23 protein-coding genes are annotated in these 24642 nt (G+C 58.5%); 12 read left to right on the top strand and 11 right to left on the bottom strand.

What is annotated here, in order from left to right; translation table 11 throughout:
* Positions 1-8 precede the first annotated feature (8 nt).
* From PL597_RS01730 to PL597_RS01740, 3 genes are all read right to left on the bottom strand, one after another.
* A complete protein-coding gene (locus tag PL597_RS01730) occupies positions 9-842 on the bottom strand; it encodes a carbohydrate ABC transporter permease (RefSeq protein WP_045018509.1) in 834 nt (277 codons plus the stop codon).
* Positions 839-1813: a carbohydrate ABC transporter permease gene (locus PL597_RS01735; RefSeq protein WP_142911924.1), complete on the bottom strand. Its 975-nt coding sequence runs from the start codon at positions 1811-1813 to the stop codon at positions 839-841. The genes PL597_RS01730 and PL597_RS01735 overlap by 4 nt, the downstream gene beginning before the upstream one ends.
* A gap of 64 nt (positions 1814-1877) precedes the next feature.
* A complete protein-coding gene (locus tag PL597_RS01740) occupies positions 1878-3143 on the bottom strand; it encodes an ABC transporter substrate-binding protein (protein ID WP_077984999.1) in 1266 nt (421 codons plus the stop codon).
* Positions 3144-3411: 268 nt separating this feature from the next.
* Here PL597_RS01740 and PL597_RS01745 point away from each other — a divergent pair, with 268 nt between their 5' ends.
* The 3 genes from PL597_RS01745 to PL597_RS01755 all read left to right on the top strand — a co-directional run bounded on the left by PL597_RS01745 (position 3412) and on the right by PL597_RS01755 (position 5220).
* The gene (locus tag PL597_RS01745; RefSeq protein WP_077984998.1) at positions 3412-4425 is read left to right on the top strand and encodes a substrate-binding domain-containing protein; all 1014 of its coding nucleotides are present in this window, start codon (positions 3412-3414) and stop codon (positions 4423-4425) included.
* A 174-nt stretch (positions 4426-4599) separates the two neighbouring features.
* Positions 4600-4797 carry a hypothetical protein gene (locus PL597_RS01750; RefSeq protein ID WP_077984997.1) on the top strand — a complete coding sequence of 66 codons (198 nt, stop codon included), beginning with the start codon at positions 4600-4602 and terminating at the stop codon, positions 4795-4797.
* Positions 4798-4923: 126 nt separating this feature from the next.
* Positions 4924-5220 carry a hypothetical protein gene (locus PL597_RS01755; RefSeq protein WP_271364472.1) on the top strand — a complete coding sequence of 99 codons (297 nt, stop codon included), beginning with the start codon at positions 4924-4926 and terminating at the stop codon, positions 5218-5220.
* Here the strand turns inward: PL597_RS01755 and PL597_RS01760 are convergent.
* On the bottom strand, positions 5198-5770 hold the full coding sequence (locus PL597_RS01760) for a DNA-3-methyladenine glycosylase (protein ID WP_271364473.1): 573 nt from the start codon (positions 5768-5770) through the stop codon (positions 5198-5200). The two genes, PL597_RS01755 and PL597_RS01760, sit on opposite strands and share 23 nt — an antisense overlap.
* A gap of 97 nt (positions 5771-5867) precedes the next feature.
* Here PL597_RS01760 and PL597_RS01765 point away from each other — a divergent pair, with 97 nt between their 5' ends.
* The 4 genes from PL597_RS01765 to PL597_RS01780 all read left to right on the top strand — a co-directional run bounded on the left by PL597_RS01765 (position 5868) and on the right by PL597_RS01780 (position 9070).
* The gene (locus tag PL597_RS01765; RefSeq protein WP_162520334.1) at positions 5868-6251 is read left to right on the top strand and encodes a hypothetical protein; all 384 of its coding nucleotides are present in this window, start codon (positions 5868-5870) and stop codon (positions 6249-6251) included.
* Positions 6248-7033: an SDR family oxidoreductase gene (locus PL597_RS01770; RefSeq protein WP_173990757.1), complete on the top strand. Its 786-nt coding sequence runs from the start codon at positions 6248-6250 to the stop codon at positions 7031-7033. Before PL597_RS01765 ends, PL597_RS01770 begins: the two co-directional genes overlap by 4 nt.
* Before the next feature lie 176 nt (positions 7034-7209).
* The gene (locus PL597_RS01775; protein WP_271364474.1) at positions 7210-8265 is read left to right on the top strand and encodes a L,D-transpeptidase family protein; all 1056 of its coding nucleotides are present in this window, start codon (positions 7210-7212) and stop codon (positions 8263-8265) included.
* 19 nt (positions 8266-8284) lie between these two features.
* A complete protein-coding gene (locus tag PL597_RS01780) occupies positions 8285-9070 on the top strand; it encodes a L,D-transpeptidase (protein ID WP_137411622.1) in 786 nt (261 codons plus the stop codon).
* A gap of 55 nt (positions 9071-9125) precedes the next feature.
* On the opposite strand, the gene PL597_RS01785 is transcribed toward PL597_RS01780, so the two are convergent.
* Positions 9126-10460: an aspartate aminotransferase family protein gene (locus PL597_RS01785; RefSeq protein WP_077984349.1), complete on the bottom strand. Its 1335-nt coding sequence runs from the start codon at positions 10458-10460 to the stop codon at positions 9126-9128.
* Positions 10461-10605: 145 nt separating this feature from the next.
* Between PL597_RS01785 and PL597_RS01790 the strand changes: the two genes are divergently transcribed.
* The 4 genes from PL597_RS01790 to PL597_RS01805 all read left to right on the top strand — a co-directional run bounded on the left by PL597_RS01790 (position 10606) and on the right by PL597_RS01805 (position 15180).
* Positions 10606-11154, top strand: a complete 549-nt coding sequence (locus PL597_RS01790) for a cupin domain-containing protein (RefSeq protein WP_173990752.1) — start codon at positions 10606-10608, stop codon at positions 11152-11154.
* A gap of 618 nt (positions 11155-11772) precedes the next feature.
* Positions 11773-12453, top strand: coding sequence for a sugar transferase (locus PL597_RS01795; RefSeq protein WP_077984348.1), 681 nt, complete (start codon positions 11773-11775; stop codon positions 12451-12453).
* Positions 12454-12647: 194 nt separating this feature from the next.
* Positions 12648-13904: a polysaccharide biosynthesis/export family protein gene (locus tag PL597_RS01800; RefSeq protein ID WP_271364475.1), complete on the top strand. Its 1257-nt coding sequence runs from the start codon at positions 12648-12650 to the stop codon at positions 13902-13904.
* A gap of 7 nt (positions 13905-13911) precedes the next feature.
* Complete coding sequence (locus PL597_RS01805; protein ID WP_271364476.1) at positions 13912-15180, top strand: O-antigen ligase family protein; 1269 nt, start codon at positions 13912-13914, stop codon at positions 15178-15180.
* On the opposite strand, the gene PL597_RS01810 is transcribed toward PL597_RS01805, so the two are convergent.
* From PL597_RS01810 to PL597_RS01830, 5 genes are all read right to left on the bottom strand, one after another.
* The gene (locus PL597_RS01810) at positions 15177-15671 is read right to left on the bottom strand and encodes a hypothetical protein (RefSeq protein ID WP_142911917.1); all 495 of its coding nucleotides are present in this window, start codon (positions 15669-15671) and stop codon (positions 15177-15179) included. The genes PL597_RS01805 and PL597_RS01810 overlap by 4 nt on opposite strands.
* 85 nt (positions 15672-15756) lie before the next feature.
* The gene (locus PL597_RS01815) at positions 15757-17115 is read right to left on the bottom strand and encodes an HlyD family type I secretion periplasmic adaptor subunit (protein WP_142911916.1); all 1359 of its coding nucleotides are present in this window, start codon (positions 17113-17115) and stop codon (positions 15757-15759) included.
* A gap of 8 nt (positions 17116-17123) precedes the next feature.
* Complete coding sequence (locus PL597_RS01820) at positions 17124-19328, bottom strand: type I secretion system permease/ATPase (RefSeq protein ID WP_271364477.1); 2205 nt, start codon at positions 19326-19328, stop codon at positions 17124-17126.
* An 83-nt stretch (positions 19329-19411) separates the two neighbouring features.
* A complete protein-coding gene (locus PL597_RS01825; protein ID WP_271364478.1) occupies positions 19412-21427 on the bottom strand; it encodes a hypothetical protein in 2016 nt (671 codons plus the stop codon).
* Between the two features lie 146 nt (positions 21428-21573).
* Positions 21574-22542 (bottom strand): fibrinogen-binding protein, encoded by a 969-nt coding sequence (locus PL597_RS01830; protein ID WP_269824168.1) that lies wholly within the window; start codon positions 22540-22542, stop codon positions 21574-21576.
* Between the two features lie 908 nt (positions 22543-23450).
* Between PL597_RS01830 and PL597_RS01835 the strand changes: the two genes are divergently transcribed.
* Positions 23451-24224 (top strand): helix-turn-helix transcriptional regulator, encoded by a 774-nt coding sequence (locus PL597_RS01835; protein ID WP_142911912.1) that lies wholly within the window; start codon positions 23451-23453, stop codon positions 24222-24224.
* Between the two features lie 59 nt (positions 24225-24283).
* Here PL597_RS01835 and PL597_RS01840 read toward each other — a convergent pair whose 3' ends face one another.
* Entirely contained in the window at positions 24284-24634 is a 351-nt protein-coding gene (locus PL597_RS01840) for a hypothetical protein (protein ID WP_080795921.1), read from the bottom strand.
* Positions 24635-24642 lie beyond the last annotated feature (8 nt).

The following is a 24642-nucleotide window of genomic DNA, read 5'->3' on the forward strand; positions in this document are numbered from 1 at the left end:
ATTTTCTCCTAGCCTTTGACGCCGCCGGCGGTGAGGCCGGAGATGATGCGTCGCTGGAAGATCAGAACGAGGACGACGAGGGGTGCTGTGACGATGACGGAGGCCGCCATGATCGTTCCCCAGGGGATTTCGAACTGCGAGCCACCCGACAGGAGCGCGATGGCGACAGGCACCGTGCGCTGCTCGTTCGATGAGGTGAAGGTGAGCGCGAAGAGGAACTCGTTCCACGCCGCGATGAAGGCGAGAAGCCCTGTCGTGACGAGCGCTGGCCACATCAAGGGCATGAACACCTGGGTGATGATGACCCATGGCGTTGCGCCATCGACGATTGCCGCTTCCTCGATTTCGATCGGCAGGTCACGCATGAAGGTTGTCAGCACCCATACCGTGAAGGGCAGGGTGAAGATCATGTAGGAAAAGATCAGCGCGAGCGGCGTGTTGAAGATGCCCGCCCAGCGGATCAGTTCGAACAGGCCGGCAAGAACGGCGATCTGCGGGAACATCGAAACCGACAGGATGGTGAGCAGGAGAAGCGAGCGGCCCCGGAAGCGCACGCGGGCCAAGGCATAGGACGCGGTTACCGCAAGGAACAGCGACAGCACGACGACCGAAGATGCAACGAACAGTGAATTGCCGAGATTGCGCAGGAACGTGCCGTTGCCGATGACAAAGCTGTAATTGGTCAGCGAAAATTCGCGGGGCCAATAATTGACCTGGAACAGCGCCGAGCCGGATTTCAGGCTCGTCAGGATCGCGTAGTAAAACGGGAATACCGAAATCACCATGATGACGGCGACCAGCGCATAAAACGCGGTGGTTTTCAGGATGCTTGGCAGGGTCATCGCGCGGCTCCATCGGTGTTGACGCGCCCCAGCCACATATAGATGACGGTGATCGAGGCGATGATGAGGAACAGCATGGTGGAGGCTGCAGCACCGTAGGAGAACTTGTCGAAATCGAACAGGTTCTCGCGCGCCAGCACCGACATAGTGCGGGTCTGGGCATTATTCGGCGTCAGAATGTAGATGAGGTCGAAGACGCGCATCGCATCCAGCATGCGGAAGATGACAGCGACCATGAGCGCGGGCCTGATCATCGGCAGCGTGACGCGGAAGAACACTTTGACGGGGTGGATGCCGTCCACTTTGGCCGCCTCATACATGTCCTTCGGCACCATCTGCAAGCCGGCGAGGATGAGCAGCGCCATGAACGGCGTCGTCTTCCAGATATCGACGATCAGCACGGCGACCATTGCGGTATCCGGATTGGCTGTCCACGCGATCTTCTGGGAGATCAGCCCAAGATTGAGGAACAGGTCGTTCAGGATACCGAATTGGTCGTTCAGCATCCACGCCCACATCTGCGCCGAGACGATGGTCGGAATGGCCCATGGCACGAGGATGGCGGCGCGCACAAAGCCGCGTCCTTTGAACTCCGCGTTCAGAACCAGAGCGACGACGAGGCCTAGCACGGTTTCGAAGCTGACAGACAGGATGGTGAATTTGAGTGTGTTGAGAACCGCGCCCCACCATGCGGGATCGGCAAGAAGGCCGCGATAGATGGTGCGGCCGCTGCTGAGCGTGATCCAGGTGAGATAGTTCTTGAGGCCGACGAATTGCGCACCCTCTAGATTGGTCAGCGAAGCGTCGGTGAGGCTGAACCACACGGTGCGCACCAGCGGCCAGCCGGCCACTAGCGCCAGCACCAGAAATGTGGGGGCAAGGAACAGCCAGGCGGATTTCAGGCGTTCCGATTGCAGGTCGGAGCTGGCGCCGGATACCGCGACCGGTTTTTGAAGGGCGATGTCGTTCATGGGGATATCTCGCGGTTGGGGCGCGGAAGGCGATCAGGCGAGACCGCCGCCCGCGCGGGCCGGATTACCAGCCGTTGCCTTTGAGATCGGTCAGTTCAACCTCGAGAAGTTCGAGATTCTCAGCCGCCGTGCCGTTGCCGGAGAGCGTGTTGTGCACGGCGCCCCAGAACTTGGCGGAAACTTCGTTATATTTCACCTTCGCCGCGGCGGAGGGACGCGGAACGGCGGTCTGGAAGATTGGTTTCCATGTCGGCATGAAGGGCTGCGCGTCGGCGACATCCTTGTCATCGTAGAGCGAAGCGATCGTCGGCATGTTGGAAAGCTGGATCGCGCGCATCTTCTGGGTATCCTTCGACGCCAGGAATTTCACCAGCTGAATGGCCGCTTCCTGATCGTCGGAATATTTCGAAACGGCGAGGTTCCAGCCGCCGAGTGTTGAGGCAGGGGCCTCGCCTTCCGCACCGGCGGGCAGCGGGGTGACGCCAAACTTGCCCTTGATGGCGCTGTCGTCGCCATTGCCCAGTGCATAGGCATAGGGCCAGTTGCGCATGAAGACGGAATTGCCGGTCTGCCAGACGCCGCGCGCTTCTTCTTCCTTGTAAGCAAGCACGCCCTGCGGCGCGATGGTGCCGACCCAGCCCTTGGCGGTTTCGATGGCGGCCGCGGCTTTTTCATTGTTCACGGAGATATCGCCGTTGGTCTCGACGATATGGCCGCCACCGGCAGAGGCGATCCATTCCAGCGCGTTGCAGGTCAGGCCTTCATAGGCGCTGCCCTGGAAAACGAAGCCCCAGAGGTCCTTCTGGCCAGCCTCGCGCTCCTTGTCCTGGATTTCCTTGGCGGTCTCGCTCAGTTCCTTCCAGGTTTTCGGCGGTTGTTTGCCGTATTTTTCCAGAAGGTCCTTGCGATAGAAAAGCGCTGGCGCGTCGGTGAACATCGGCATGGCGACGAGCTTGCCGTCTACCGTCTGCGAAGCGACGATGGAGGGGAAATGATCGCCGATGACATCTTTCGTCGCTGCGGTCAGATCCACGAACTGGTCGGCCAGCTGCGGCGCCCAGATCACGTCCGTCTGGTAGACGTCGACATCCTTGTTGCCGGCGGCAAGCCACAGCCGGTACTGGCTGAACTGTTCGCTGGACGATGACGGCATGGTGACGAGATTGACCTTGTGACCGGTTTCTTTTTCGAAGGCGGCTATCCGCTCCTTGAAAAATGCGATGTTTTTGCCGGTCGAGTTGGCGGCGATCGAAAGTTCGGCCGCCTGAGCCGAAACGGCGCCGCAAAATACGGTTCCGCACAGGAACAAAGTCTTCAGGGAAATATTCATTGTCAAACTCCTCCGTTGACGCTTCCGATTATCCTCAAAATTGAAAGCGCTTTTGACTGATGCGAGGCTCTCAAAAGCCGAGCGATCTGTCAATACTCTTTCTATTTTCCCGGAAATCGGCTGATTTTGTCTGTAATTTTCGGCGTTTGCCTTTGGGAATGATCAACTGTAAGGTTTCAGGTGAAGGAAAATTGAAATCGTTTTCAATTTTTGTCGGCTTGAAAAATCCGCGGCGGCAACGCATGCAGGGGCAAATTGGCAAAAAATTATGAAGCTCAAGGAATTCGCAGAGAAAGTCGGGCTTTCGCCCACCACCGTCAGCCGGGCGCTGGGCGGCTACCCCGAGGTGCGCGAGGAAACGCGCCAGCGGGTGATGGAGGCTGCGCTGAAATATGGCTACCGGCCGAATGCCAACGCCGTGAGGCTTGCAACGGGCAGGGCCGGCGCCATCGGCGTTGTCATGGGTCGTTCAGGCGGCGGGCATTTCTTTTCGGAATTCATGGGCGGCATGGCGACACGGCTGGAAAATGAGGAGACCGACATCCTCGTCAGTGTCACGGTCGACAATAATATTGACGAGGAACTGGCGATTTTCAGCCGGCTTGCGGCGAGCGGCCGGGTGGATGGCATCATCGTGCATTCGCCGCGCCCGGAGGATGAGCGCATTGCGCTGCTCAACCGGCTGGGTGTGCCCTTCATCGTGCACGGCCGCTCAAAAACGCCTTTCGAACATGCCTGGCTCGATATCGACAATCACGATGTGACCTATCGTCCGACAATCCATTTTCTGGAGCGCGGACACAGGCGTATCGCCCTTATCAATGGTCCGGTTGGCCGCACTTTCGTGCAGGACCGCGAGCAGGGTTTTCGGAAGGCGCTGGCGACCCACGGCATTACGCCCGATCCGCGGTTCATGATGAGTGAGCATTTCAGCGAGGAGGCGGCCTTCCGTTTCGCCCGCTCGCTTCTGGAGCAGACGCCGCGCCCGACGGCCTTCGTGGCAGGCGCGATGATGACGGCGCAGGGTGTCTATCGCGCGGCCACGCAGATGGGGCTGACGATCGGCAAGGATGTCTCCGTCATCGCCCATGACGACGTTTTTCCTTACCTCACGCCGGAAAGCATGATGCCGCCGCTTTCCACCACTCGCTCGCCCATGCGCATGGCGGGGATGCGGGTGACGGACCTGCTTTTGCAGATCATCGGCGGTCGCCCCGTCAGCGAGGTTCAGGAATTGTGGCCGGTCGAACTGATCTTGCGGGAGTCGGTCAGTCCGGCCTGAGCCTGGTGCCATAGCTCACTGATTCCACTCCATTTTGTGAACGTCGTTTGATGACGTTCGCCTTTCGTCATCTATACGTCCGCGTCGTCTCATGTATAATCGGAACAGTCACGGGCGTTATGGAACAGGACCCGGGCCGGCGCGTTGAGGGGACGTGTCGAAGGAGGTGGACGGATGTTTGAATTTCTTAAGCTGCAACAGCAGACTGTGATCGATGACGTCGAGGCGACCGGCACCTATGCCGATGCGTTGCTCAATGTTCCAAGCCGGGAATTGACCCGCTCGACCGCTCGCGAACATGGTCACGAGGCCCATTCCCGCGACTATTGTGAAAATCGCGACGTTTCCCGCAGCGCGCTGGGTTTCGCCTGAGCCGGCGCAAAAACCCTCATTAAAACGGAACGGACAGGCCGTCTCCGCGTTTTCCCTGTAAGACCCGCGGGGCGGCGCAACCTGACCGAAGGGACCTGACCGGCATTTGACCGATGGGCGAATTGGGTGTTGCGCCGCCTGACTTATTTAAGCGCGAAGGCGCTGTCCCGTGCTATAAAACTGCTGCTTGTGTCCACGGTGGCAAAGCTTGGTTATCAGGAGGCCGCCATGCCAGCCGTTCCCGTCGAACCCTATCCCGAACCGCCGATGCCTGTGCCGCCGCAGCCGGAGATACCGCCGGTAGAAGAACCGGAACCTGACCGGGCGCCGGACGAGGCGCCGATTCCCAACCCCGACGAAAATGACGAGCCGCCGAGGGTGCTCTCGCCTTTCACGCCTTTCAATTCTCGAATTTCTTGCTGACGAAAGCCGAGCCTTTTAGCCCGAAGCGCCACGGATATTCCGTCGCGCGGCTGATGCCGATTCGTCTGCCGCTGGTAACGGCGCTGGCTTCTTTCGGCAACTGCAGGAAAAAAGGCGCTGCGTCCAACGGCGCGCCGTCCATCTCCCCAGTAATAGCCAGCGCCTGACAGAGTCTACCCGGACCAGAACAGAGAAGTTTCGGCTTGTCAGTTCCCCTTCGCAGTTTCATTATGTCTATGCCGGTCATGGGTTCGATGGCGCGCAGAAGTACGGCGGAACCGGGGGCGCAGACAAAGTTGGCGCACCAGTGAATACCATAGGAGCGGTAGACATAAAGACGGCCGGCCGGGCCGAACATAGCGCTGTTGCGCGGCGTCTGCCCGTTGAAGCTGTGGGATGCCGGGTCGTCCGGATGATAGGCCTCTGTCTCCACGATGATGCCGCCGGTATCGCCAATGCGGAACTCCGCGCCGATGAGGGCGCGGGCGACATCCACCGCATCGCGCAGGAAGAAAGACTCCTGCATTTCCGGGCCAAAGGCCTGATTCATCTGGAACCCTTCCGCTCTGCCATCGTTGTGAATTCAGGATTTAACCGTTTTCCAGCATCGGATTCGTATCGGTGCTTCCCCAGCCGGAGGGCATGTCATGCAACTTTCCACGACCTATGTAAAACGCAATAACGGGGTTATCTCCGTCGAGTTCGTCGGCAGCGACGGCGATCAGGTCTCGGTCCGCCTCGCCGATGGTCTTGAAGGGATCGACGATGCCGAGGCCATCAAGCGGGCGAGCGCTGTGATGGTGCAACTGACCGCCTTCGGAACGCGCCATGGTGCGGATGCGCCTTCGCAATTTTCCGCTCTAGGTACGGCGCAGGATGAAGCTCCGCACGGACAGGCGAGCGCTCGCACATCGAAGGATCGCGACATTCTGGAGGAGGAGTTGGAAGAGGGACTGGAAGACAGTTTCCCGGCGAGTGATCCCGTCTCGGCAACGGTCACCTCCATTGCTTCGCGAAAAGGAGGGCAGTGACATTGGTTGTTCGCAAAGTTGCACTGGTGACCGGCGCTGGCTCCGGCATCGGGCGCGCCGCCGCCCTTCATCTGTCGGCGCAGGGCTTCTCGGTCGGTCTGTTGGGCCGCACCGAATCGGAATTGAACAATGTTGCGCGTGAAATAGGAGCCGAATCCGGTTCTTCGAAAGTGCTCATGGCCGATGTGGCGGATGAGGCGGCCATGCGTCACGCGGTCGCAGCGCTGGTTGAGGATTTCGGCCGGCTTGATGTCGTGGTGGCCAATGCTGGCGTCAATGGAGTCTGGGCGCCCATCGATGAGCTGAAACCGTCCGAATGGGACGATACGATCCGCATCAACCTGCGCGGCACCTATCTGACCGTCCATGCCAGCGTGCCACATCTGAAAGCGGCCGGCGGCGGATCCATCGTTATCATTTCGTCGATCAATGGCACCCGAACCTTCACATCGCCCGGTGCTACGGCCTATTCCGTGACGAAGGCCGGGCAACTCGCCATGGCGCAGCAACTGGCGCTGGAGCTGGGGCGCCACCGTATTCGCGTCAATGCCGTGTGTCCGGGCGAAATCGAAACGGCAATCGATGAAAATACCGATATACGCGGGCGGGAAAAAACGGAGGTTCCAGTTCGTTTTCCGGCTGGGGATATTCCGGTAACCGGCGGCGTGGCCGGAACGAGCGACGACGTCGCCGCGTTGATCGGTTTCCTGGCGTCGGATGCGTCCCGCCACATTACCGGCACGCCGGTTTGGATCGATGGCGGCCAAGGGCTGCTCCGATAATCTGCAGCCTTTAAGCTCAACGCCAGCGGCATCACAGGCTTGTGTCTTTATGATTAACGAATGGGTAACGTCTGTTCACGAGACTTTGTCCATGGGCGAGGTTGCCGTGTTGTGGCCACCTTCGATAGTTAAGCGTCTGCCGGAAAGGCGGGCAAATCAGGCGGGCAGAACGATCCATGGGCATGCAGGCAATGCTGGATTTCGCGGTTGCGGGGTTGCGGCAAAAGGTAAGGGCAGGGGCAAGAATGGCTGCGATCGTTGCGATCGGCGGCGGCCTTGCCGCGTGCACTTCCATGGGGCTCGATAGCGTCAAGAAAGACCCGCCGAAACTGTCGTACAAGATGATGGCGCAGATGTCGGCCAAGAGCATGCGCCCGGAAAGTCCTGTCCTCGTTCGCATTTTCAAGCAGGAAAGCGAGCTTGAGGTCTGGAAGATCGACAAGACCGGAAATTACGCTCTGCTCAAGGCTTATCCCATGTGCCGCTGGTCCGGAAAACTCGGCCCCAAGATGAAGTCGGGCGACCGGCAGGCGCCGGAAGGTTTTTATCATGTTTCGGCCGGCATGTTGAACCCGAACTCACAATATTATGTCTCCTTCAATCTCGGTTATCCTAACCGGCTGGAATCGGCGCTCGGTTACACCGGTGAGGCGCTGATGGTGCATGGCGCCTGCTCGTCTTCCGGCTGCTACGCCATGACGGATGCCCAGGTTGGTGAGATTTATGCCATCGTCGCGCGTGCGCTCCAGGGCGGACAGGACCGCTTTCAGGTGCAGGCCTATCCCTTCCGTATGACCGCAAGGAACATGGCGGCGCATCGGGACGACCCCAACATGCCGTTCTGGAAGACGCTGAAGGAAGGCTACGATTATTTCGAGGTAACGCGCAGGCAGCCCAAGGTTTCCGTCTGCGGCCGCCGTTATGTTTTCAACAGTGAATTCGCCGAAGGCGAACCTGCGGATCCGTTAGCGGCCTGCCCTCCGGCGATCAACCAGCAGGATCCGCTGGTGGCGTCGAAACTGGCCGAAGAGCAACAAAAGCTTGCCGCTGCCATGAGCGACGGAACTTCCGCCCCGCTCAGCGCGTATGTAGACGGCGGCATGCATCCAAGCTTCCGAGCCATTTTGAAATCCAGCGGCGCCAAGGCCATGGCGTCGCGGGTTTCCGGCACGAAGTATCCTATAAGCCGCCCCGAGGCGGCGCTGGCAGATCCCTTTGCCGGCGTGAGATGACGTAAATGAGGTTTTTCAATTGAATAAGACGATGACGACCCGGCGGGGTTTCCTGCTTGGAGCAGGTGGCGTGGCGCTTGCCGGCCTTGCGGGCTGCAACACGACGACGCGTGAGGCAGCGAGGCCTGCGCCGCCCGCTGACGACCCGATGTACGCCATGATGTATGGCCCCAAGCCGGACGAACAGTTCCCGCTGCCCGAGATTCCCTATAAGCGGATTCCGCGTCAGTTCCTGCGGCAAATGGTGGCAAACCCGACGGGTGAGCGCCCCGGCGTCATCGTGGTCGATACGGCCAATCATTTCCTCTATCTCACCTATGAGAACAATCAGGCCATGCGTTACGGCGTCGGTCTTGGCCGCGCGGGCTTTGAATGGTCCGGCCGCGGCGTCATTCAGTACAAGCGGCAATGGCCGCGCTGGACGCCGCCCGATGAGATGATAGCGCGCCAGCCGGAACTGGAACCCTATAGCAGCCGCAACGGCGGCATGGAGCCGGGCCTCAAGAACCCTCTCGGCGCGCGTGCGCTCTATATCTTCAAGGATGGCAAGGATACGATCTACCGCCTGCACGGTTCGCCGGAATGGTGGACCATCGGCAAGTCGGTATCCTCAGGCTGCGTGCGCCTGCTGAACCAGGATATCATCGATCTTTATAACCGCGTACCCGACGGGACACCGATCGTGGTGACGGCGCTCGGCCCCGCACAACAGGGCGTGCCGATTAGCCAGGACGGTGTGCCCGTGGCGCAATATGGTAACGGCGTGATCGGCGACGGCCTGTCGCAACCGACACAAACCTATTGACAAGGCACAAAAAAGGCCGCGCTTCGAAGCGCGGCCCTTTTTGTTTGCATGTTTCTTACTGCGCGCGCTTCAGCGCATCGCCGAGGATGGAGACGATATCGTCGAAATGGGATTTTTCGGCGATCAGCGGCGGTGAAAGGGCGATGATGTCGCCGGTGACGCGAATGAGCAGGCCGCGCTCGAAGCAATCCACGAAGACGTCATAGGCGCGTGCGCCGGCAGCACCGTCGCGCGATTGCAGCTCGATGCCGGCGATGAAGCCGATGGTGCGGATGTCGATGACATTGGGCAAGCCTTTCAGGGAATGGATGGCGTCGTGCCAGACATCCTGCAATTCGGCCGCGCGTGTGAAGAGACCCTCGTCGCGGTAGATGTCGAGCGTCGCGATGCCGGCGGCGCAGGCGACGGGGTGGCCGGAATAGGTATAGCCGTGGAACAGTTCGATCTGGTTTTCCGGGCCGTGCATCAAAGCATCATGTACCTTGCGGCTGGTAAAAACCGCACCCATGGGGATGGCGCCATTGGTCAGGCCCTTGGCCGTGGTGACGATATCTGGGGTAACACCGAAATAGTTGCTGGCGAAAGTGGAGCCCATGCGGCCGAAACCGGTGATGACCTCATCGAAAATCAGCAGGATGCCGTGCTTGTCGCAGATGGCGCGGAGACGCTCCAGATAACCCTTCGGCGGCACCAGCACGCCGGTGGAGCCGGCGACCGGTTCGACGATGCAGGCGGCGATGGTTTCCGCGCCATGCAGGGCGACCAGCCGTTCCAGATCGTCCGCAAGCTCGGCCCCATGCTCGGGCTGGCCCTTGACGAAGCTGTTCTTGGCTGGATCATGCGTGTGGCGCAGATGATCTGCAGGGATTTGCGGGAAAACGCGGCGGTTGTTGACCAAGCCGCCCACGGAGATGCCGCCGAAGCCGACGCCATGATAGCCGCGTTCACGGCCAATCAGGCGGCTGCGCGTGCCCTGACCGATGGCGCGCTGATAGGCGATGGCGATCTTCAGCGCCGTATCGACCGATTCAGAACCCGAGCCGGTGTAGAACACGCGGTCGAGCTTTGCGCCTTCCGGGCCGGGGGCGATTTCAGCCAGCCGTTCGGCGAATTCGAAGGCGACGGGATGGCCCATCTGGAAGGAGGGCGCATAATCCATGGTCGAAAGCTGGTGCTTTACGGCCGACGCGATCTGCTGGCGGCCGTGGCCGGCATTGACGCACCAAAGGCCAGCCGTGCCGTCGAGAACCTGGCGGCCGTCATTGCTGGTGTAATACATGCCTTCGGCGCTCGTCAGCAGGCGGGGATTGGCCTTGAACTGCCGGTTGGCGGTAAACGGCATCCAGTAGCTGTCAAGCGAGGTGGAATTGGATCGGTTCGGATTGTCCATGGTGATCTCCTGTTCGTTGCCGGTGATTGAAAGCTATTTTCTCGACTGAACAAGCCCTTTTCTGTCTTTGGCCAAGCCATTGAAAATGCTATAGGCTTGGACGCGGATTTTCGTTATTTCGAACAAGGGCAACGGGGGCTCAGGCATGTCGGTGGATATAGGCGGGCGTTTGCGCCATTTGCGGCTGCGCCATAATATTTCCCAGCGGGAACTGGCAAGGCGTGCCGGAGTCACCAATTCGACGATATCTCTGATTGAATCCAACACCTCCAACCCCTCCGTTGGCGCGTTGAAGCGCATTCTTGACGGCATACCGATCGGCCTTGCCGAGTTTTTCGCTTTCGAGCCGGAGACAAGCCGCAAGGCTTTCTACCGGGCGGATGAGCTGGTTGAAATCGGCAAAGGGTCGATCTCCTTTCGGCAGGTGGGGGAGAATGTTTTCGGCCGCAGCCTGCAAATCCTGAAGGAATGTTACCAACCGGGCGCCGATACCGGCAAGGTTCCGCTGGTTCACGATGGCGAAGAAGGCGGCATCATCCTCTCAGGGCGTCTGGAAGTAACTGTCGATGAGGAGAGGCGGGTGCTTGGCCCCGGTGATGCCTATTATTTCGAAAGCCGCAGGCCCCACCGCTTCCGTTGTGTTGGTCCGGTGCCCTGCGAAGTGATCAGTGCCTGCACGCCACCGACCTTCTGATTCCCGCCATATCTTGTGGTTTGTGGCGCCGCTGATAGGGTAAAATCCCGCCGGGCCAAGAAAAAACGCCACGAGCTACGGCAATTTTGCGTGGCTGCTATGACGGGAATGCGGTTCCTCGCCACGCTTTTGCCGTCTTTGCGCCCTCCTTGCGATTTTTCCATCGCTTTTTATTGGCGTAGCGACAATGACGGGCAAAAAATCCCGGCCAATATGTCAAATTTTATATGCATTGCCAAAATCTTGCTGCGATGCAAAAAACTTTAATAGTCTTTTCGAGAGATGCCTTTTCTTGGCGTTCCTGTCCCATCTGCGCAAGTCATAAGAAACATATAAGAAAAGACCGCCGAAGGTCCAAAACCCAATACATGGCGCGGTACTACCCATGCTCTCCACACATGGCCGTCGGCGCATTTGTTGCTTTTTTATGCAACCGTTAATATTGCTCGGACGTTGATCGGCCGTTCGCGCAAGAAATCGCATAGACGGTTATGGCCAATGTGCCTTACAAAAAATCCATTAGCATCAAATTCCGAACACAGACTTGTTATCTCCTTTAGACGGAAAGACGCGCCTCCGGGCACCGACCAATCGCAAAACATAAATGGAGTTCTCTCTATGAAGTCCGCGACCCAATCGGCTGAACAGACACTCAGCAGCTCCGAAGATTTCGATGTCAGTTTCCCTATCGGGGGCATCGCAAAACGCAGCTTCGATATGACATCGGCTGCGCTTGCGCTGCTCATCTTCAGCCCGATATTCCTGTTGATCGCCGTGCTGGTGAAGTTGTCCGATCCCGGCCCGATCTTTTATGGTCACCGGCGTGTGGGGCATAATGGCCGCTATTTCCATTGCCTGAAATTCAGGACGATGGCGATGAACGGTGATGAGATTCTCCGGCAATATCTTGCGGCCAATCCGGAAGCGGCCGAAGAATGGCGCGCCACCCGCAAGCTCAAGAACGACCCGCGGGTTACTGCCGTCGGCGCCGTGTTGCGCAAGCTCTCGCTCGACGAACTGCCGCAGCTTCTCAACATCATCCGCGGCGAAATGAGCGTGGTTGGCCCACGCCCGGTCGTCGATGAAGAACTGAGTTATTATGAGAGCGCCGCCGCTTATTATCTCAGCACCCGCCCGGGCCTGACCGGCCTGTGGCAGATCAGCGGCCGCAACGACGTATCCTACAAGACACGCGTCGCTTTCGACACGCACTATGTGCAGAACTGGTCGATGCGTCAGGATGTCTTCATCATCGTCAAGACCATACCCGCCGTGTGCCTTTCACGCGGAAGCTACTGAAAACCGATATTGAGTTCGGCTTTATCGATCTTCGTTTCGACACGCACCCCGACCGGGATCCCAAGTCCGGTCTTTGGGTGCGTCATTGGTGCTAATCATACCGGCCGCTTTTCGCGGCGCTGCGCAGGCGGCCCTGCCCAGCTGCGCGACGGCCGGCTCGCCCGTGTGGCGATCCGCTAACAGGGAGTTTCCCGATGAACGGCTTGTCTGCCGCCCGCCGCCCGTTTGTGGCCTTCGTATTTGCCGCTTCCGTCGCCCTTTCCGCGCCGCTCTCCGCCATGGCTGCGGATGGCGCCCAATATAAGCTCGGTACCGCTGACAAGCTGCGTATCCGCGTTGCCGAATGGCAGCCGGCGGATGGCAGCATCCGCAACTGGGATGTGATCAACGGTGATTATTCCGTCGGTCCGTCGGGGGCGCTGTCTCTGCCTTTCATCGGCCAACTGGATGTTGTGGGCAAGACCCCATCGGAGGTCAGCGAAGAGATTGGAGCCCAGCTTCAGAGCAAGTTCGCCCTTCGCAACCTGCCTTCGGCCTCCGTCGAAATCGCGCAGTTCCGGCCGATCTTCTTGAGCGGCGATGTGCAGACGCCGGGTGAATATCCCTATGCCGCCAATCTCACGGTGCTGAAGGCGGTCAGCCTTGCTGGGGGTCTGCGGCGCTCGGATGCCGGGCAGCGCTTTGCCCGCGACTTCATCAATGCCCGCGGTGACGCAGCCGTCTATGACAACCAGCGCGCAAGGCTGCTTGCCCGTCAGGCGCGGCTGATTGCCGAAGTCAAGGGTGACGCGACCATCGCCAAGACGCCTGAAATGGAAAAGATCGGCGATATCGACCTGCTGCTGGCCAGCGAAAGCGCGCTGATGAAATCGCGCACCGAACGTTACACCCTGCAACTCAAGGCGCTAACGGACCTCCACGCCCTTCTGGAGAGCGAAGTCGAATCCCTGAAGAAGAAATCGGAAACGCAGAACCGTCAGCTCCAGCTTGCCAACGAGGACCGCGACCGCGTCAACCGGCTGAACGAGCAGGGGCTTGCGCTGTCGCAACGGCGCATTTCTGCGGAAGAACGCGCCGCGGAAGTGGAATCCAACCTGCTCGATATCGATACGCAGTCGCTGCGCGCCAAACAGGATATCAACAAGGCGACCCAGGACGAGATCAACCTGCGCAACGACTGGGTGGCGCAGCGCTCCAAGGAACTGCAGGACACGGAAGCGGAACTGGACAAGCTCAACCTGCAGCTGACCACCAGCCGCGAATTGATGTCGGAAGCGTTGGCGCAATCGGCAGAAGCGATCCGTTTCGATCCGTCGGGCAAGTCCGCGACGATCAGCTATGTCGTGGTGCGTGAGGAAAACGGCAAGCCGAAGGAGCTGAAAGTGGATGAAAACGCCATGCTCCAGCCCGGCGATGTCATCAAGGTCTCGTCTGAAATCCTGATGCAGTGAGGTTTTTATGCGGATCGCCAAATCGGCGCTGATCGATCCCGAACTTAATGAAATTTACGGAATGGCGGCGGTTGCGCTGTCATTCTTCGTCTTCGCTTACTCGTCGCGTTTCGGGCAAATCTCGGTTCTGGCCTATTATGGCATGTGGCTGCCGCTGGTGGTGGTCGATTATCGGCGCGTGCTCGGCAATTATCCGCGCTATCTCTGGATATTCGCCTTCGGCACATTGACGGTTCTGTCCAGTTTCTGGTCGGAAGCGGCGTCGGTGACCATGCGTGCCTCCATCCAGTATATGACGCATATCGTCTGCGCGCTGATTGCCATGCGGGTGATCTCGATCGGGACGCTGACGCGCGGTGCGCTGATCGGCATCGCCGTCGTTCTGCTCTATTCGCTGCTGTTCGGCATTTATCTCTTCGATGCGCTGGATGGTACTTATAGTTTCGTTGGCGCTTTCTCTTCCAAGAACCAGCTCGGCTTTTATGCCTCGCTCGGCGTTATTTTTGCTGCGGCATCGGTGCTGGTGCTCAAGCAAAGGGGCATCTGGTTGCCGATTGCCGGCGTCACCGGGCTCCTGTCGGCCTATAGCCTCCTTGCGTCCCAATCGGCCACATCCACTATTACCACGGCGGCGGTGGTAGCGCTCATCATCGGCTTCATTCCCATCGGCATGCTTTCGCCGGCGAACCGAAAGATGACGTTTTTTGTGCTCGGTGGTCTCGGCGCATTGCTGGTGGTCGCTTCCCTGCAATTCGGCCTGCTGGACGCCATTCTCGGCATTTTCGGCAAGGATTCGACGTTGACCGGCCGAACCTACCTCTGGCAGCAGGGCATCGAGGCGGCGAAACAGACGCCGATCCTCGGTGTCGGTTATCAGGGGTTCTGGGTTGCGGGTTTTCCCGATGCCGAACGGTTGTGGAACGATTTCTTCATTACCGGCCGCAGCGGCTTTCATTTCCATAATACCTACATCGAGACCGTGGTGGAAAACGGCTTTGTCGGCATGCTGCTGCTTGGCATGGTGCTTTATGGCACTTTGCTCGGGCATCTGCGCTCGGTGCTGATGCGCAAGAGCGATCCGCAGGGCGTCATCCTGTTTGCGATCTGCGCCCTGTTTGTCGTGCGTTCCTTCGTAGAGATCGACATCATCTTCCCCTACCAGATAGGCTCGTTCCTGCTTTATTTTGCGGCCGGGAAACTATGTCTTCCGGCAAGGGTTTCTGAGGGGAGCGAGCAACACCCGGCAATCGGAATGCGGTTGCAAACGAGAGCCTAGAGATAATCCGCCGAGACATGCGGACTGGCGTGGATGAAACTCCACATGTCCTTGCTGACATCGACGATGTCGGCGATCGATTTTTCGAGCAGCCCGATTTCTTTCTCGTCCATGCGCTCCACCTTCCCGTAGCGCACCTGGCTGTCATCCTCCACCAGCCGCATGAGTTGCGTGCTGGCGATCTCGCCTTTTTCATCGAAGGAATAGATGCAGTGATTATATTTGTTGCGCGTCTTCGCTTCCTTCTTCAGCCGCGCCATGATGGAGAGTATGGTCTTGCGGTCCTTCGCATCGGTGGAAGGAAGCTTCGCCAGGCGCTCGATCAAATCCATGCGCGCCCGTGTGGTGTTAAGCGTCAGGAACACGACGATTGCCGCTTCCTTCTCCACTTTCAGGAGATGGACGATCAGATAGATCATCAGGCTTTCCGTGTTGGTCCACACGTAATTCAGCCTGCCGACCAGCAGCAATACATCCGACATCGCCGCCATGCCCGCTTCCCCCACCCCAAAAGAATTATACGGGCATTATATGCCGACAGGGGCGGGATTGACAGTGTAAATCCCTGTTATTTCTTCATCTTTCCTTGAAAGCGCGGGACATGCTGTCGGAGATCGGTTTGGTCAGATATTCGAAGAAGGTACGCTCCGAGGTCTGGATCAGCACGTCGGCCGGCATGCCGGGCACGGGATGGAAATTATGGACCTTGGCGATCTCTTCGTCGGGTATCTGGACGCGCACGATATAGACGTCCTTGACCTGAAGGCCGGCATTTTCCTCGATACTGTCGGCCGAAACGTAAAAGACCTTGCCGTTCAGAACTGGCGTGGTGCGGCGGTTGAGCGCTGAGAGGCGGATTGCGGCGGTCTGCCCTTCATGCAGCTGGTCGATGGAGGTTCTGAGCACCTGTGCCTCGAGAATGAGGGGAACATGGGCGGGCAGGATTTCCATGATCGGCTTGCCTGTCGTGATGACGCCCCCAGGCGTGTGATAATAGGCGCGCACCACGGTGCCGTTGACGGGGGAGCGGATGATGGTGCGTTCCAGCACTTCAGCCGCGCCGCGCACCTGTTCGCGTACGCTGTCGAGATCGGATTCGGCGGTTTCCAGCGCATCGAGCGCCGCCTGCTTGTTGGCGTTGACGGCAATGACCGCTTCCTGCCGGAACTTGGCGATTTCCGCCTCGCTCTGGTTCATCTCGCCGCTCAGCCGGGCTATATCGCCCATGGCGTCGGCGATGGCGCGCTCCAGCGCCAGCATGTCGGTCTTGCGGATGACGCCGTTCTTGGCGAGCCGTTCCTTGGAGTCGCGCTCCTGTGTCAAAAGCGCCAATTGCCGGTCGAAGGATTGTTTTTGACCTTCATACCCCGCATAGCGGAACTCCAGCGACTTGATGTTCTTGTCGATAAGGTTCAGCTGCTCTTCCAGCTTGATGAGCTTGCTGTGGAACACGATGTTCTGGCTCTGGATGATGGAAGTGATATCCGGATCGCCGGCTTCCTTCATGACGATATCGGGCACCTTGAAGCTTTTTGCGCCCTGGGCCTCGGCGCGTAGGCGCACCACGATGGTTTCGAGGCGAAGCCGCCGCAGTTGCAGCATGCGCTCGTTGGCAAGCGCCGTCGTCTTGTCCAGCGTCAGAAGGACATCGCCTTCCTTGACCGTGTCGCCTTCGCTGACCATCATTTCCTTGATGATGCCGCCTTCCAGATGCTGCACCACCTTGTTGTTGCCGGTGGCGACGAAACTGCCCTGCGCGATGATGGCGGAAGAGAGCGGTGCGGTGCCGGCCCAGAATCCGAAGCCGCCGAATGAGGCGAGCAGCATGGCAAGGCCGATCGAACTGTGCAGGCGGATCGAGCGCGGCACCTCGCTGTACCACTCCAGCTGGCCCTGGGGTTTGACTTCGGCAATGGTGGTTTTCTTTTTGAACATGACGGTCCTCAACCCTCGATTTGCGGGGACTGGTTAGCCTGGCGGCCATTGCCGGAAAGCGCCTTCAGCACGTCCATCCGTTCGCCGAACATGGCGACCGATCCGTCTTTCAGCACCATGATCTTGTCGACGCATTGAAGCAGCGCCGGTCGCTGGGTGATGGTGACGGTGGTGATGCCCTGTCTTTTGGCGTGCAGCAGCGCCTTGGCCAGCGCCTGTTCGCCCTGTGTATCCAGATTAGAGTTCGGCTCATCCAAAACCACGAATTTGGGATCGCCGAAGAAGGCGCGGGCAAGTGCGATACGCTGTTTCTGGCCGCCTGAAAGCGGCGCGCCATCGGCGGCGACCACGGTCTCATAACCCTGTGGGAAACCGGCGATCAGTTCGTGCACATCCGCCAGTACCGCGGCCTCGTAAATCTGCCGGTCTTCGACATCGTCGCGCATGCGGCAGATGTTGGCCTTGATGGTGCCGGGGAAAAGCTGAACATCCTGCGGCAGGTAGCCGATGCTTTCACCGAATTGCCGCTGGTCCCAGTTACGCAAATCCATGAGGTCGAGGCGCACATTGCCTGACGTAGGCAGGATGGAGCCGACCAGCATCTTGCCGAGCGTCGTCTTGCCGGAGCCGGAATTGCCGATGATGGCGAGCGATTCCCCTTTTTTCAGCGAAAAGGAAATGCCGTTCAAGATCACCTTCTTCTGCGGCGGCGGTACGAAGAGGATGCGCTCGACGTCGAGACGTCCTTCCGGGTTGGGCAGGCGCAGGCGCGGGAAATTTAGCGGCGAATTGACGAGAAGCTGTTTGATGCGGCCATAGGAGGCGGCAGATTTGTTGAACTGGTGCCAGCCTTCGATCGCGCCCTCGATGGGCGCCAGCGCGCGGCCGGAAATGATGGAGGCCGCGATCACCATGCCGCCGGTCAGTTCGCCGGATAGCGACAGATGCGCGCCCCAGCCGAGCAGAGCCACCTGGGTGATCATGCGCGCCGCCTTGGAGACGCCTGAGAACATGATGTTGCGATCCTGCGCCGCCACATGCGATTTCAGCGAACCGGCGGTTTCGCGGCCCCACATCTTCACCGCTTCGGGGATCATGGCGAGCGCATTGATGATCTGCGAATTGCGCGACATGGAATCGAGGTGGAAATTGGCGCGGCTGAGATAACCTGATGCTTCGGCGAACTGTCTCGCAGTGAAGCGCTGGTTCAGCCAGGCGATGGTGAACAGCACGACGCAACAGACCATGATGATGATGCCGAGATGCGGATGGACGAGATAGACCACCACGATGAAGAGCGGCATCAATGGCGCGTCGAGAAAGGCGATGAGCGTACCGGAGGTAAGGAAGGCGCGCAATTGCTGCAGATCTTGCAGGGTCTGATAGTCCTTGCCGTTGCCATGCAGGGAGGCGCGGGCGGCGGCGGACAGGATCGGCGCGCCCAGCTGCACCTCGAGTTCAACGGCGGTGCGCATCAGGATGAAGCGGCGGATGGCGTCCATGAAGGCCTGCAGGAGAACCGCGCCAATGACGGCGACAGTCAGCATCACCAACGTATCCATCGAGCGGCTGGTCAGAACCCGGTCGGAAATCTGGAACAGATAGAGCGGGATGGAGAGCAGCAGGATGTTGATGGCGACCGTGAACAGCATCACCACCACCATGTTGCGCCGCACGGCGGCGATGCCCTTGGCAAGGCTTGCGGCGAAATTGATCGGCTCGCTGCGTTTGTGAAAACCGCTCTGGCTTCCACCGCCGCCGCCACCACCGCCACCACCGCCATTGTCCGTCGGCTCCTTGCCGCCGCCGCCCGTCACCGGCCGGCGTTCGTTTTCACGGAGCGGCCCGTCATTATTGTCGATGGTCTTGACGAAAGGCAGGTCGCCATTGTCGATCTTGGCCTGTGGTTCCGGCGGGGAGGCGGGTTGCCTATCCCGTTGAGGTGCCGGCCGTTCTGGAGGAACATCCCGTAATTGTTCCGCCTGATCGGTTTTTGCATGGGGTTGGGAGATAACTTGTGGGGAGGCGGTCTGCGCGGGGGATGAAACGGTTTTTGCCGTCTGTTGCGCACCGGATAACTGGCGCAGGTTCTCGACGGCTTCATTGATTGCTGAAATACAGGCATCCGTCAGCTTGCTGTCTTCCGCTTCCTGATCCAGCGGCAAGTCAAGCGAGCGTCCGTCGGCGATGTTTTTTCTTGAAATATGATCCATTTTATATCGGTCCCCTCGGTGATCTAGCGGTGTTTGCGGTTCCGGCTGCAGCGGGGTGCGTTTGCAGCCCCGCTTGCCGGAGATTACGCAACGACCGTCTGCATGACGTCGGCCGAATGCCCGTTCGACCATGACAGGTCGTGACCGGCATTGATGACGCCATTGGATTCGTTTTCGATGGTGGCGGGATCGTCGTGAAGAAAGGCGATGACCTCGTTCGCCAGTTGGCCTTGCTGGGGTTGCGACATGTCGTTTTCGATGATGCCGCCCTGTATCAGTATGGCATCGGAATAAACGCCGCCGGCGACATAGGTGGTGGAGCCGAAGCTGTCGTAGTCGATGATCTGCGCCAGATTGACGACGGCATTGCTGCCGGTGTCGACATGGACGGTGGCGTCCTCGTTATTTTCGGCGAGCTTGGCGGCCGCCTGCGTCACATCGTCGGAATCGCCCAGTACGCTCACCTGTTTTATGATGCTGACGTCATAAAGATTGCCGGTGATGTAGAGGACGTTCAGACCCTCATAGCCGACGAAATTGACGTCATGAGCAAGCGCATCCGGCATGTTGGGATCGCGCTCGTTGATGGCGTTCACCGTCTGGTTCATATAATCCGGCATGGTTTCGAAACGGTCGTTGCTGCCGACGTTGTGAATGGCGGCATCGTTCCACAGCAGGTTGTTGCCGGACTGGATGGTGGCGCCTGCCGGTGCATCGGGATTGGCGCGCGCCCAGTCATTGTCGTAAAGCACGGCCATCTGACTGATGATGTTCATGTCCAGCACATTGCCGCCGACGATGATCAGGTCATATTGCATGCCGATGCCGAGGAAATTCGCAATGTTAAGTACCGCGTTGCCGCCTGTAAGCAGGCTGACGGTGGCGCCGGAGGTCGTTATCGTCAGCGTGTCGTTGTCGCTGACGAACTGGTATTGCTCGATCCAGTGCACAAAAGAAACGTCGCCATCCAGCACACTGACGCGCCAGGCGGTTGGAAAAACCGGCGGCTCGCCGTTGTCCTGATTGTTCTCCGTGTTTTCGGCGCCTGGATAGACGCTGCGCTCGAAGCTGGCGATATTGAAGGCTGCCGTTGCCGCCTGATCTTCCGCGCGTGTGAAAACGGAGTCGATCTCGTCCCGGTCGCTATAGATATAGGCTTGGGTGATCGCGTCGATCTGGTGATAGTCGCCCATGACGGCGGTGGCAGAGGTCATGACACCGGTATTGACCAACGTGGCGATGTTGGCGACGACATTGGCGCCTGCGGCGACATCGAGGCTGTTGCCGGCAGGGCTGTCCTCATGCAGCGAAACATCGCTCTTTTCCGGCTCTTCTGCCGGCTTGGCGATACCGCGATCAGGCATGTAGTCGTCGAGCATCGGCTTTTCGCCGGTTACCGAGCCGTTGATATAAAGCCCGTCGATGTCGTGGCCGGCGAGAACGAAATCCTGATCCGCGCCTGTGCCGAGCGACGTCACGTCGTTTTCGCGGGCGTGATCGATATAGTCGTGCGCAGATTTGGCCAGCGCCTGCAGGGCATCGTAATTGTCTGTGCGCTGGAAACCGGCAAAAGGCGTGAAGGTGGACGCCTCATTGTAGAACTCGACGGTGCGCGCGGTGACAAAGCTCGTATCGCGGGCCGCATAGGGGCCGTCCGTCATGTTCAGGTAGTCGTCGTCCTGAAGAATATTGACCTGCGCCACATGTGCGATGACCGAGCCGGGACCGGTGTGAACCACCAGTTCGTGCTCCTCCTCGAACGAAAGACGGCCGGGAAAACGGAAATGGGCGGCGGAAATATCGATAGGGACAGCATTTGCGAACTGCTGCATGTCGTATTCGACCATGCGCGCGAAATGCGGCTGCAGATAATCGAAATCATAATAACCGGCGCGGTAGTTGACGTCGGGATCGTAGTCCTTGAGCGCAACATCGTAATTTTTGTCGAGTAGTTTTGCCGCCTCATCGTCCGGCAGACGGTCCGGATTTGAGTGCGCCGGGCCTTCGCTGTAGTTGCTTCTTAGGCGCGCTTCCTCGATCACCGTGTCGAACAGGCCGATGAAATGCGCAATCATGTCCGAAATCTTGTCGATATGCATCGGAGGTCCCTCCCTGATCGCTGCGGCTGACGGGGAGGCGGGCGGCACACGTCTCAGAGGCGGTGCTTCGTTTTAACCAACCTGGTCGTTCAACCGCAAGCTGCACCGGCATCTGCCGGTGCAGCTATTTTCTCGAGAGGCGCTCGTCAGGCGCTGGTATCCTCACCGACGTCAGATACATGCGAGTTACCGCCTGTGATCGTGACATCAACTGCATTGGAGAGCATGTTGGCGCCCTGCACCAGTTCCAGATGGAAGCCGGAATTTGCAAGGATTGCCGATGCATCCGCAGTGCTGGTGCCTGCTGCGTCGTCGCCGGCCTTGAGGTCCCAACCCTTGCCGTCCATGCCTTCGGCGCCGTAGGCGTCACCGGCATTGGCGCTCAGGTGGTTTTCAGCGCCGCCGTTCTGCATCTTGACGTCGTAGGCCATATCCTGATCGGCCAGGTGGTTGGCCTGTACCATGCTGAAGCCGGAGTCATTGCCGGCGCCGTTGAGCGAGCCGTTGAGGATATTGTCGACATCGAGGGTGAAGGAGAAGTCGTCACCCAGATTGAAGGTGAGATCTCCGCCGGCGACGCCGAGGTTGCCGACATCCTTGACGCCCATGATGTTGCCGAAGTCGTCATCAGACTTGTAGAAACTGTCTGCGGAGTTGAAGCTGTCGGAGGTCGTGGTGGTCTTGGTGGAGGTGTCGTTGTCGGAATAGGAGAACGTCTTGTTGTCCGTATCCGTAATTGTCTTCACATTGGTATCGTTGTCGCTGTACGACTTGCTTTCATAGCTCCAGTCGTAGTCGGTTTTGATATCAGTGCTGGTTTCGGTGCTTGTTTTGACGGTCGTGTCGTTGTCGCTATACGACTTGCTGTCATAGCTCCAGTCATAGTCGTTGTCGCGATTGTCACCGTTATTGGCGTCGACATCGATCTTGGCGTCAACATCCACATTGGTGCTGTTGTCGCTGTTGTCGTTGTTGCGGTTTTCGCCGTTTGCGGTGCCGACATTGCTGTCATCGACCTCGGCGTCATTGGTCGAGGTGTTGGCAAAACCCTCGGAAAGCGCGCCGATCTTGGTGATATCGTCGTCGCTGCCAGATGCCTTGTGATCATAACCCATTTCGATTTCCTCCGAAAAAGCTCGGAGCAGCTTTCGAAATCCCTCTCATCTAAAACGGGATTTTTATCGCGCTTGCTCCAGGTAGCATGAAGATTGATGTTTTGCAGATGCACTCGGTACGCTTCATCTGCGGTTCGGTATTGGCCCGTGAACGGGCTCTTTTCGTTCAGCCCTTGTGCGCTACTCGGTAAAAAGGCGCACAAATCCGTTCCTCGCTCCAGCAGGGAGCGCGGTGGCTTCGTCTTTTTGCTTGCATGTTTTCTTGAAAAGGGACCGGCGTTTTCAAACACACGTCAAGGCCGGAGGTGTCTTTCCATCGGCCGCCGTTCAGCGACGGTCAGACTGTGCCGCAGAAAAATTGCGCTTCCTAGATATCAATTCGGGCTAAACATATCGGCACTGTTACCCCGAATATATATGCCGAAGGGTTGTCCGGTGTGCCGCGTCGTAGGTTTGGCCGGAGATTAAGAGGGTTTCGGCGGGTAAAGAGGGCTCTTTGAAACCAGGGTTAATTGCGGCGGGAAATGATCTTTATCCCGGAAAGGAACAGCTCCGCGCTTCGTTCGCTGGCAAGCTATGTAAAGGGATATCAACCAAAAGTTATATATTCCCGGATTGCAAAACCACAGCGAAAGCTTTTCCGATGCGCCTGTTTTTGTGGGCGTTCCCGAATAGGTGATTCTATTGCTTCGTAGCCTGTTTTGTATGTCAATTGTAAAAAATAACCCGTTTGGGCCATTTATTTACACAGCTTTTCGTATTAGCGTGTATTAATTAACGGGTGATTAATAATAGTTGACAGGACTTAAAGCGGAGATTCACCCCCAAGTATGAGGGGGGGATAGCCGACGGACAACAGGCTGCACAACCAAAAGAAAGTAATGCGTAAGCGCTTGAGGGAGGCATCAATGTTCATGGGGACGTCAGATTATGCGGCAAAACAAAAAAACGCCGTTGCTCCTATAAATGGAACTTTATTGATCATAGCGGATCCGGACCTGTTTTCCGAGTGCCTCATGGAGGCGCTGGGCAAAAAGTTCCCCACATTCGCGGTGGTAAGCGTGAGGTCGTCGGGGAAGATCGAAGACGATTACGGTAATAATGTACGGCTGGTTTTGCCTTACCGCATGTCTGGCGATCGTCTTCACGCCGTTCTATCGGAGGTTCGGGCAAAACATCCCGATGCGCCGATCGCGCTCGTTGTCGAAACCATCGATAAGTTCGAGGAGTCGTTGAAAAGACTGGTGGGAATGCGGGTCATTGACGGCGTGTTGCCGCTCAACCTCAGGCTCGATGTCTTCATGGCGGCCGTCGATCTGCTGATGAAGGGCGGAGAACATTTTCCGGCTGCCCTTCTCGGCAAGCTCACGCCCTATTCTTCTTCCGTCAGCGGCAAGAGCGTTCAAAGCAACGCCGTTATCGCCAACCGCGCCGATGCGCTTGCCGCAGGCAGGAGCGACGTGGCGGCGCTGACGACACGCGAGGTGCAAATCCTCGATCTGCTTTGCAAGGGAACGCAAAACAAGATCATTGCTGATCGGCTGCATCTGTCCGAGAACACCGTCAAGGTTCACGTTCGCAATATCTATAAGAAAATGAACGTGCGCAACCGCACGGAGGCTGCGTCGCGCTTCTTTAACAAGGACGAAGACACGACCTTCCCCGGCGGCTGGAAGAACTGAGCGTCAGGACGGAGAGAGCCGTCCGGACGCCGGTTCCTTCCGGTGTTTCTCCAGGAGGCTCAGGGCCTCAGGAAGCAGCGGGATTTCTGCCCGAATCCGCTCGGTGAGCAGATATAGGGAGATGAACCCGAGTAGGACTGCCGCGATATCGCGGGCGTGTCCGAGGCGTCGGCAACGAGCGTAACAGCCGCGTTGCCGGTTTTTTGATAACCGTAGGACGCCTTCGCCGGAGCGACCCGGCCTTGGATCGCGGCGGTATTGGCCGACGCGGTCTTGATGAGAACGGCGTCTTCGACCACGGAGCATGAAGCCGTCGCGAAGGTGAAGGTTACAAGTGCCGCGGCAATAAGCGCGAAGCGACAATGGCGGGCTGCTTTGCCGCTATGGGAATAAGGCATTTCATTCGTCATGTGTGTCC

Source organism: Agrobacterium sp. ST15.13.013 (assembly GCF_027956525.1).
GTDB lineage: Bacteria > Pseudomonadota > Alphaproteobacteria > Rhizobiales > Rhizobiaceae > Agrobacterium > Agrobacterium salinitolerans.

Coding starts and splice junctions, on each gene's coding strand:
- PL597_RS01735 (WP_142911924.1), bottom strand. CDS start 1,813: ATGAACGACATCGCCCTTCAAAAACCGGTCGCGGTATCCGGCGCCAGC.
- PL597_RS01790 (WP_173990752.1), top strand. CDS start 10,606: ATGTCGGTGGATATAGGCGGGCGTTTGCGCCATTTGCGGCTGCGCCAT.
- PL597_RS01750 (WP_077984997.1), top strand. CDS start 4,600: ATGTTTGAATTTCTTAAGCTGCAACAGCAGACTGTGATCGATGACGTC.
- PL597_RS01835 (WP_142911912.1), top strand. CDS start 23,451: ATGTTCATGGGGACGTCAGATTATGCGGCAAAACAAAAAAACGCCGTT.
- PL597_RS01760 (WP_271364473.1), bottom strand. CDS start 5,770: ATGAATCAGGCCTTTGGCCCGGAAATGCAGGAGTCTTTCTTCCTGCGC.
- PL597_RS01775 (WP_271364474.1), top strand. CDS start 7,210: ATGGGCATGCAGGCAATGCTGGATTTCGCGGTTGCGGGGTTGCGGCAA.
- PL597_RS01785 (WP_077984349.1), bottom strand. CDS start 10,460: ATGGACAATCCGAACCGATCCAATTCCACCTCGCTTGACAGCTACTGG.
- PL597_RS01805 (WP_271364476.1), top strand. CDS start 13,912: ATGCGGATCGCCAAATCGGCGCTGATCGATCCCGAACTTAATGAAATT.
- PL597_RS01840 (WP_080795921.1), bottom strand. CDS start 24,634: ATGACGAATGAAATGCCTTATTCCCATAGCGGCAAAGCAGCCCGCCAT.
- PL597_RS01810 (WP_142911917.1), bottom strand. CDS start 15,671: ATGGCGGCGATGTCGGATGTATTGCTGCTGGTCGGCAGGCTGAATTAC.
- PL597_RS01800 (WP_271364475.1), top strand. CDS start 12,648: ATGAACGGCTTGTCTGCCGCCCGCCGCCCGTTTGTGGCCTTCGTATTT.
- PL597_RS01730 (WP_045018509.1), bottom strand. CDS start 842: ATGACCCTGCCAAGCATCCTGAAAACCACCGCGTTTTATGCGCTGGTC.
- PL597_RS01745 (WP_077984998.1), top strand. CDS start 3,412: ATGAAGCTCAAGGAATTCGCAGAGAAAGTCGGGCTTTCGCCCACCACC.
- PL597_RS01830 (WP_269824168.1), bottom strand. CDS start 22,542: ATGGGTTATGATCACAAGGCATCTGGCAGCGACGACGATATCACCAAG.
- PL597_RS01820 (WP_271364477.1), bottom strand. CDS start 19,328: ATGGATCATATTTCAAGAAAAAACATCGCCGACGGACGCTCGCTTGAC.
- PL597_RS01740 (WP_077984999.1), bottom strand. CDS start 3,143: ATGAATATTTCCCTGAAGACTTTGTTCCTGTGCGGAACCGTATTTTGC.
- PL597_RS01765 (WP_162520334.1), top strand. CDS start 5,868: ATGCAACTTTCCACGACCTATGTAAAACGCAATAACGGGGTTATCTCC.
- PL597_RS01825 (WP_271364478.1), bottom strand. CDS start 21,427: ATGCATATCGACAAGATTTCGGACATGATTGCGCATTTCATCGGCCTG.
- PL597_RS01795 (WP_077984348.1), top strand. CDS start 11,773: ATGAAGTCCGCGACCCAATCGGCTGAACAGACACTCAGCAGCTCCGAA.
- PL597_RS01815 (WP_142911916.1), bottom strand. CDS start 17,115: ATGTTCAAAAAGAAAACCACCATTGCCGAAGTCAAACCCCAGGGCCAG.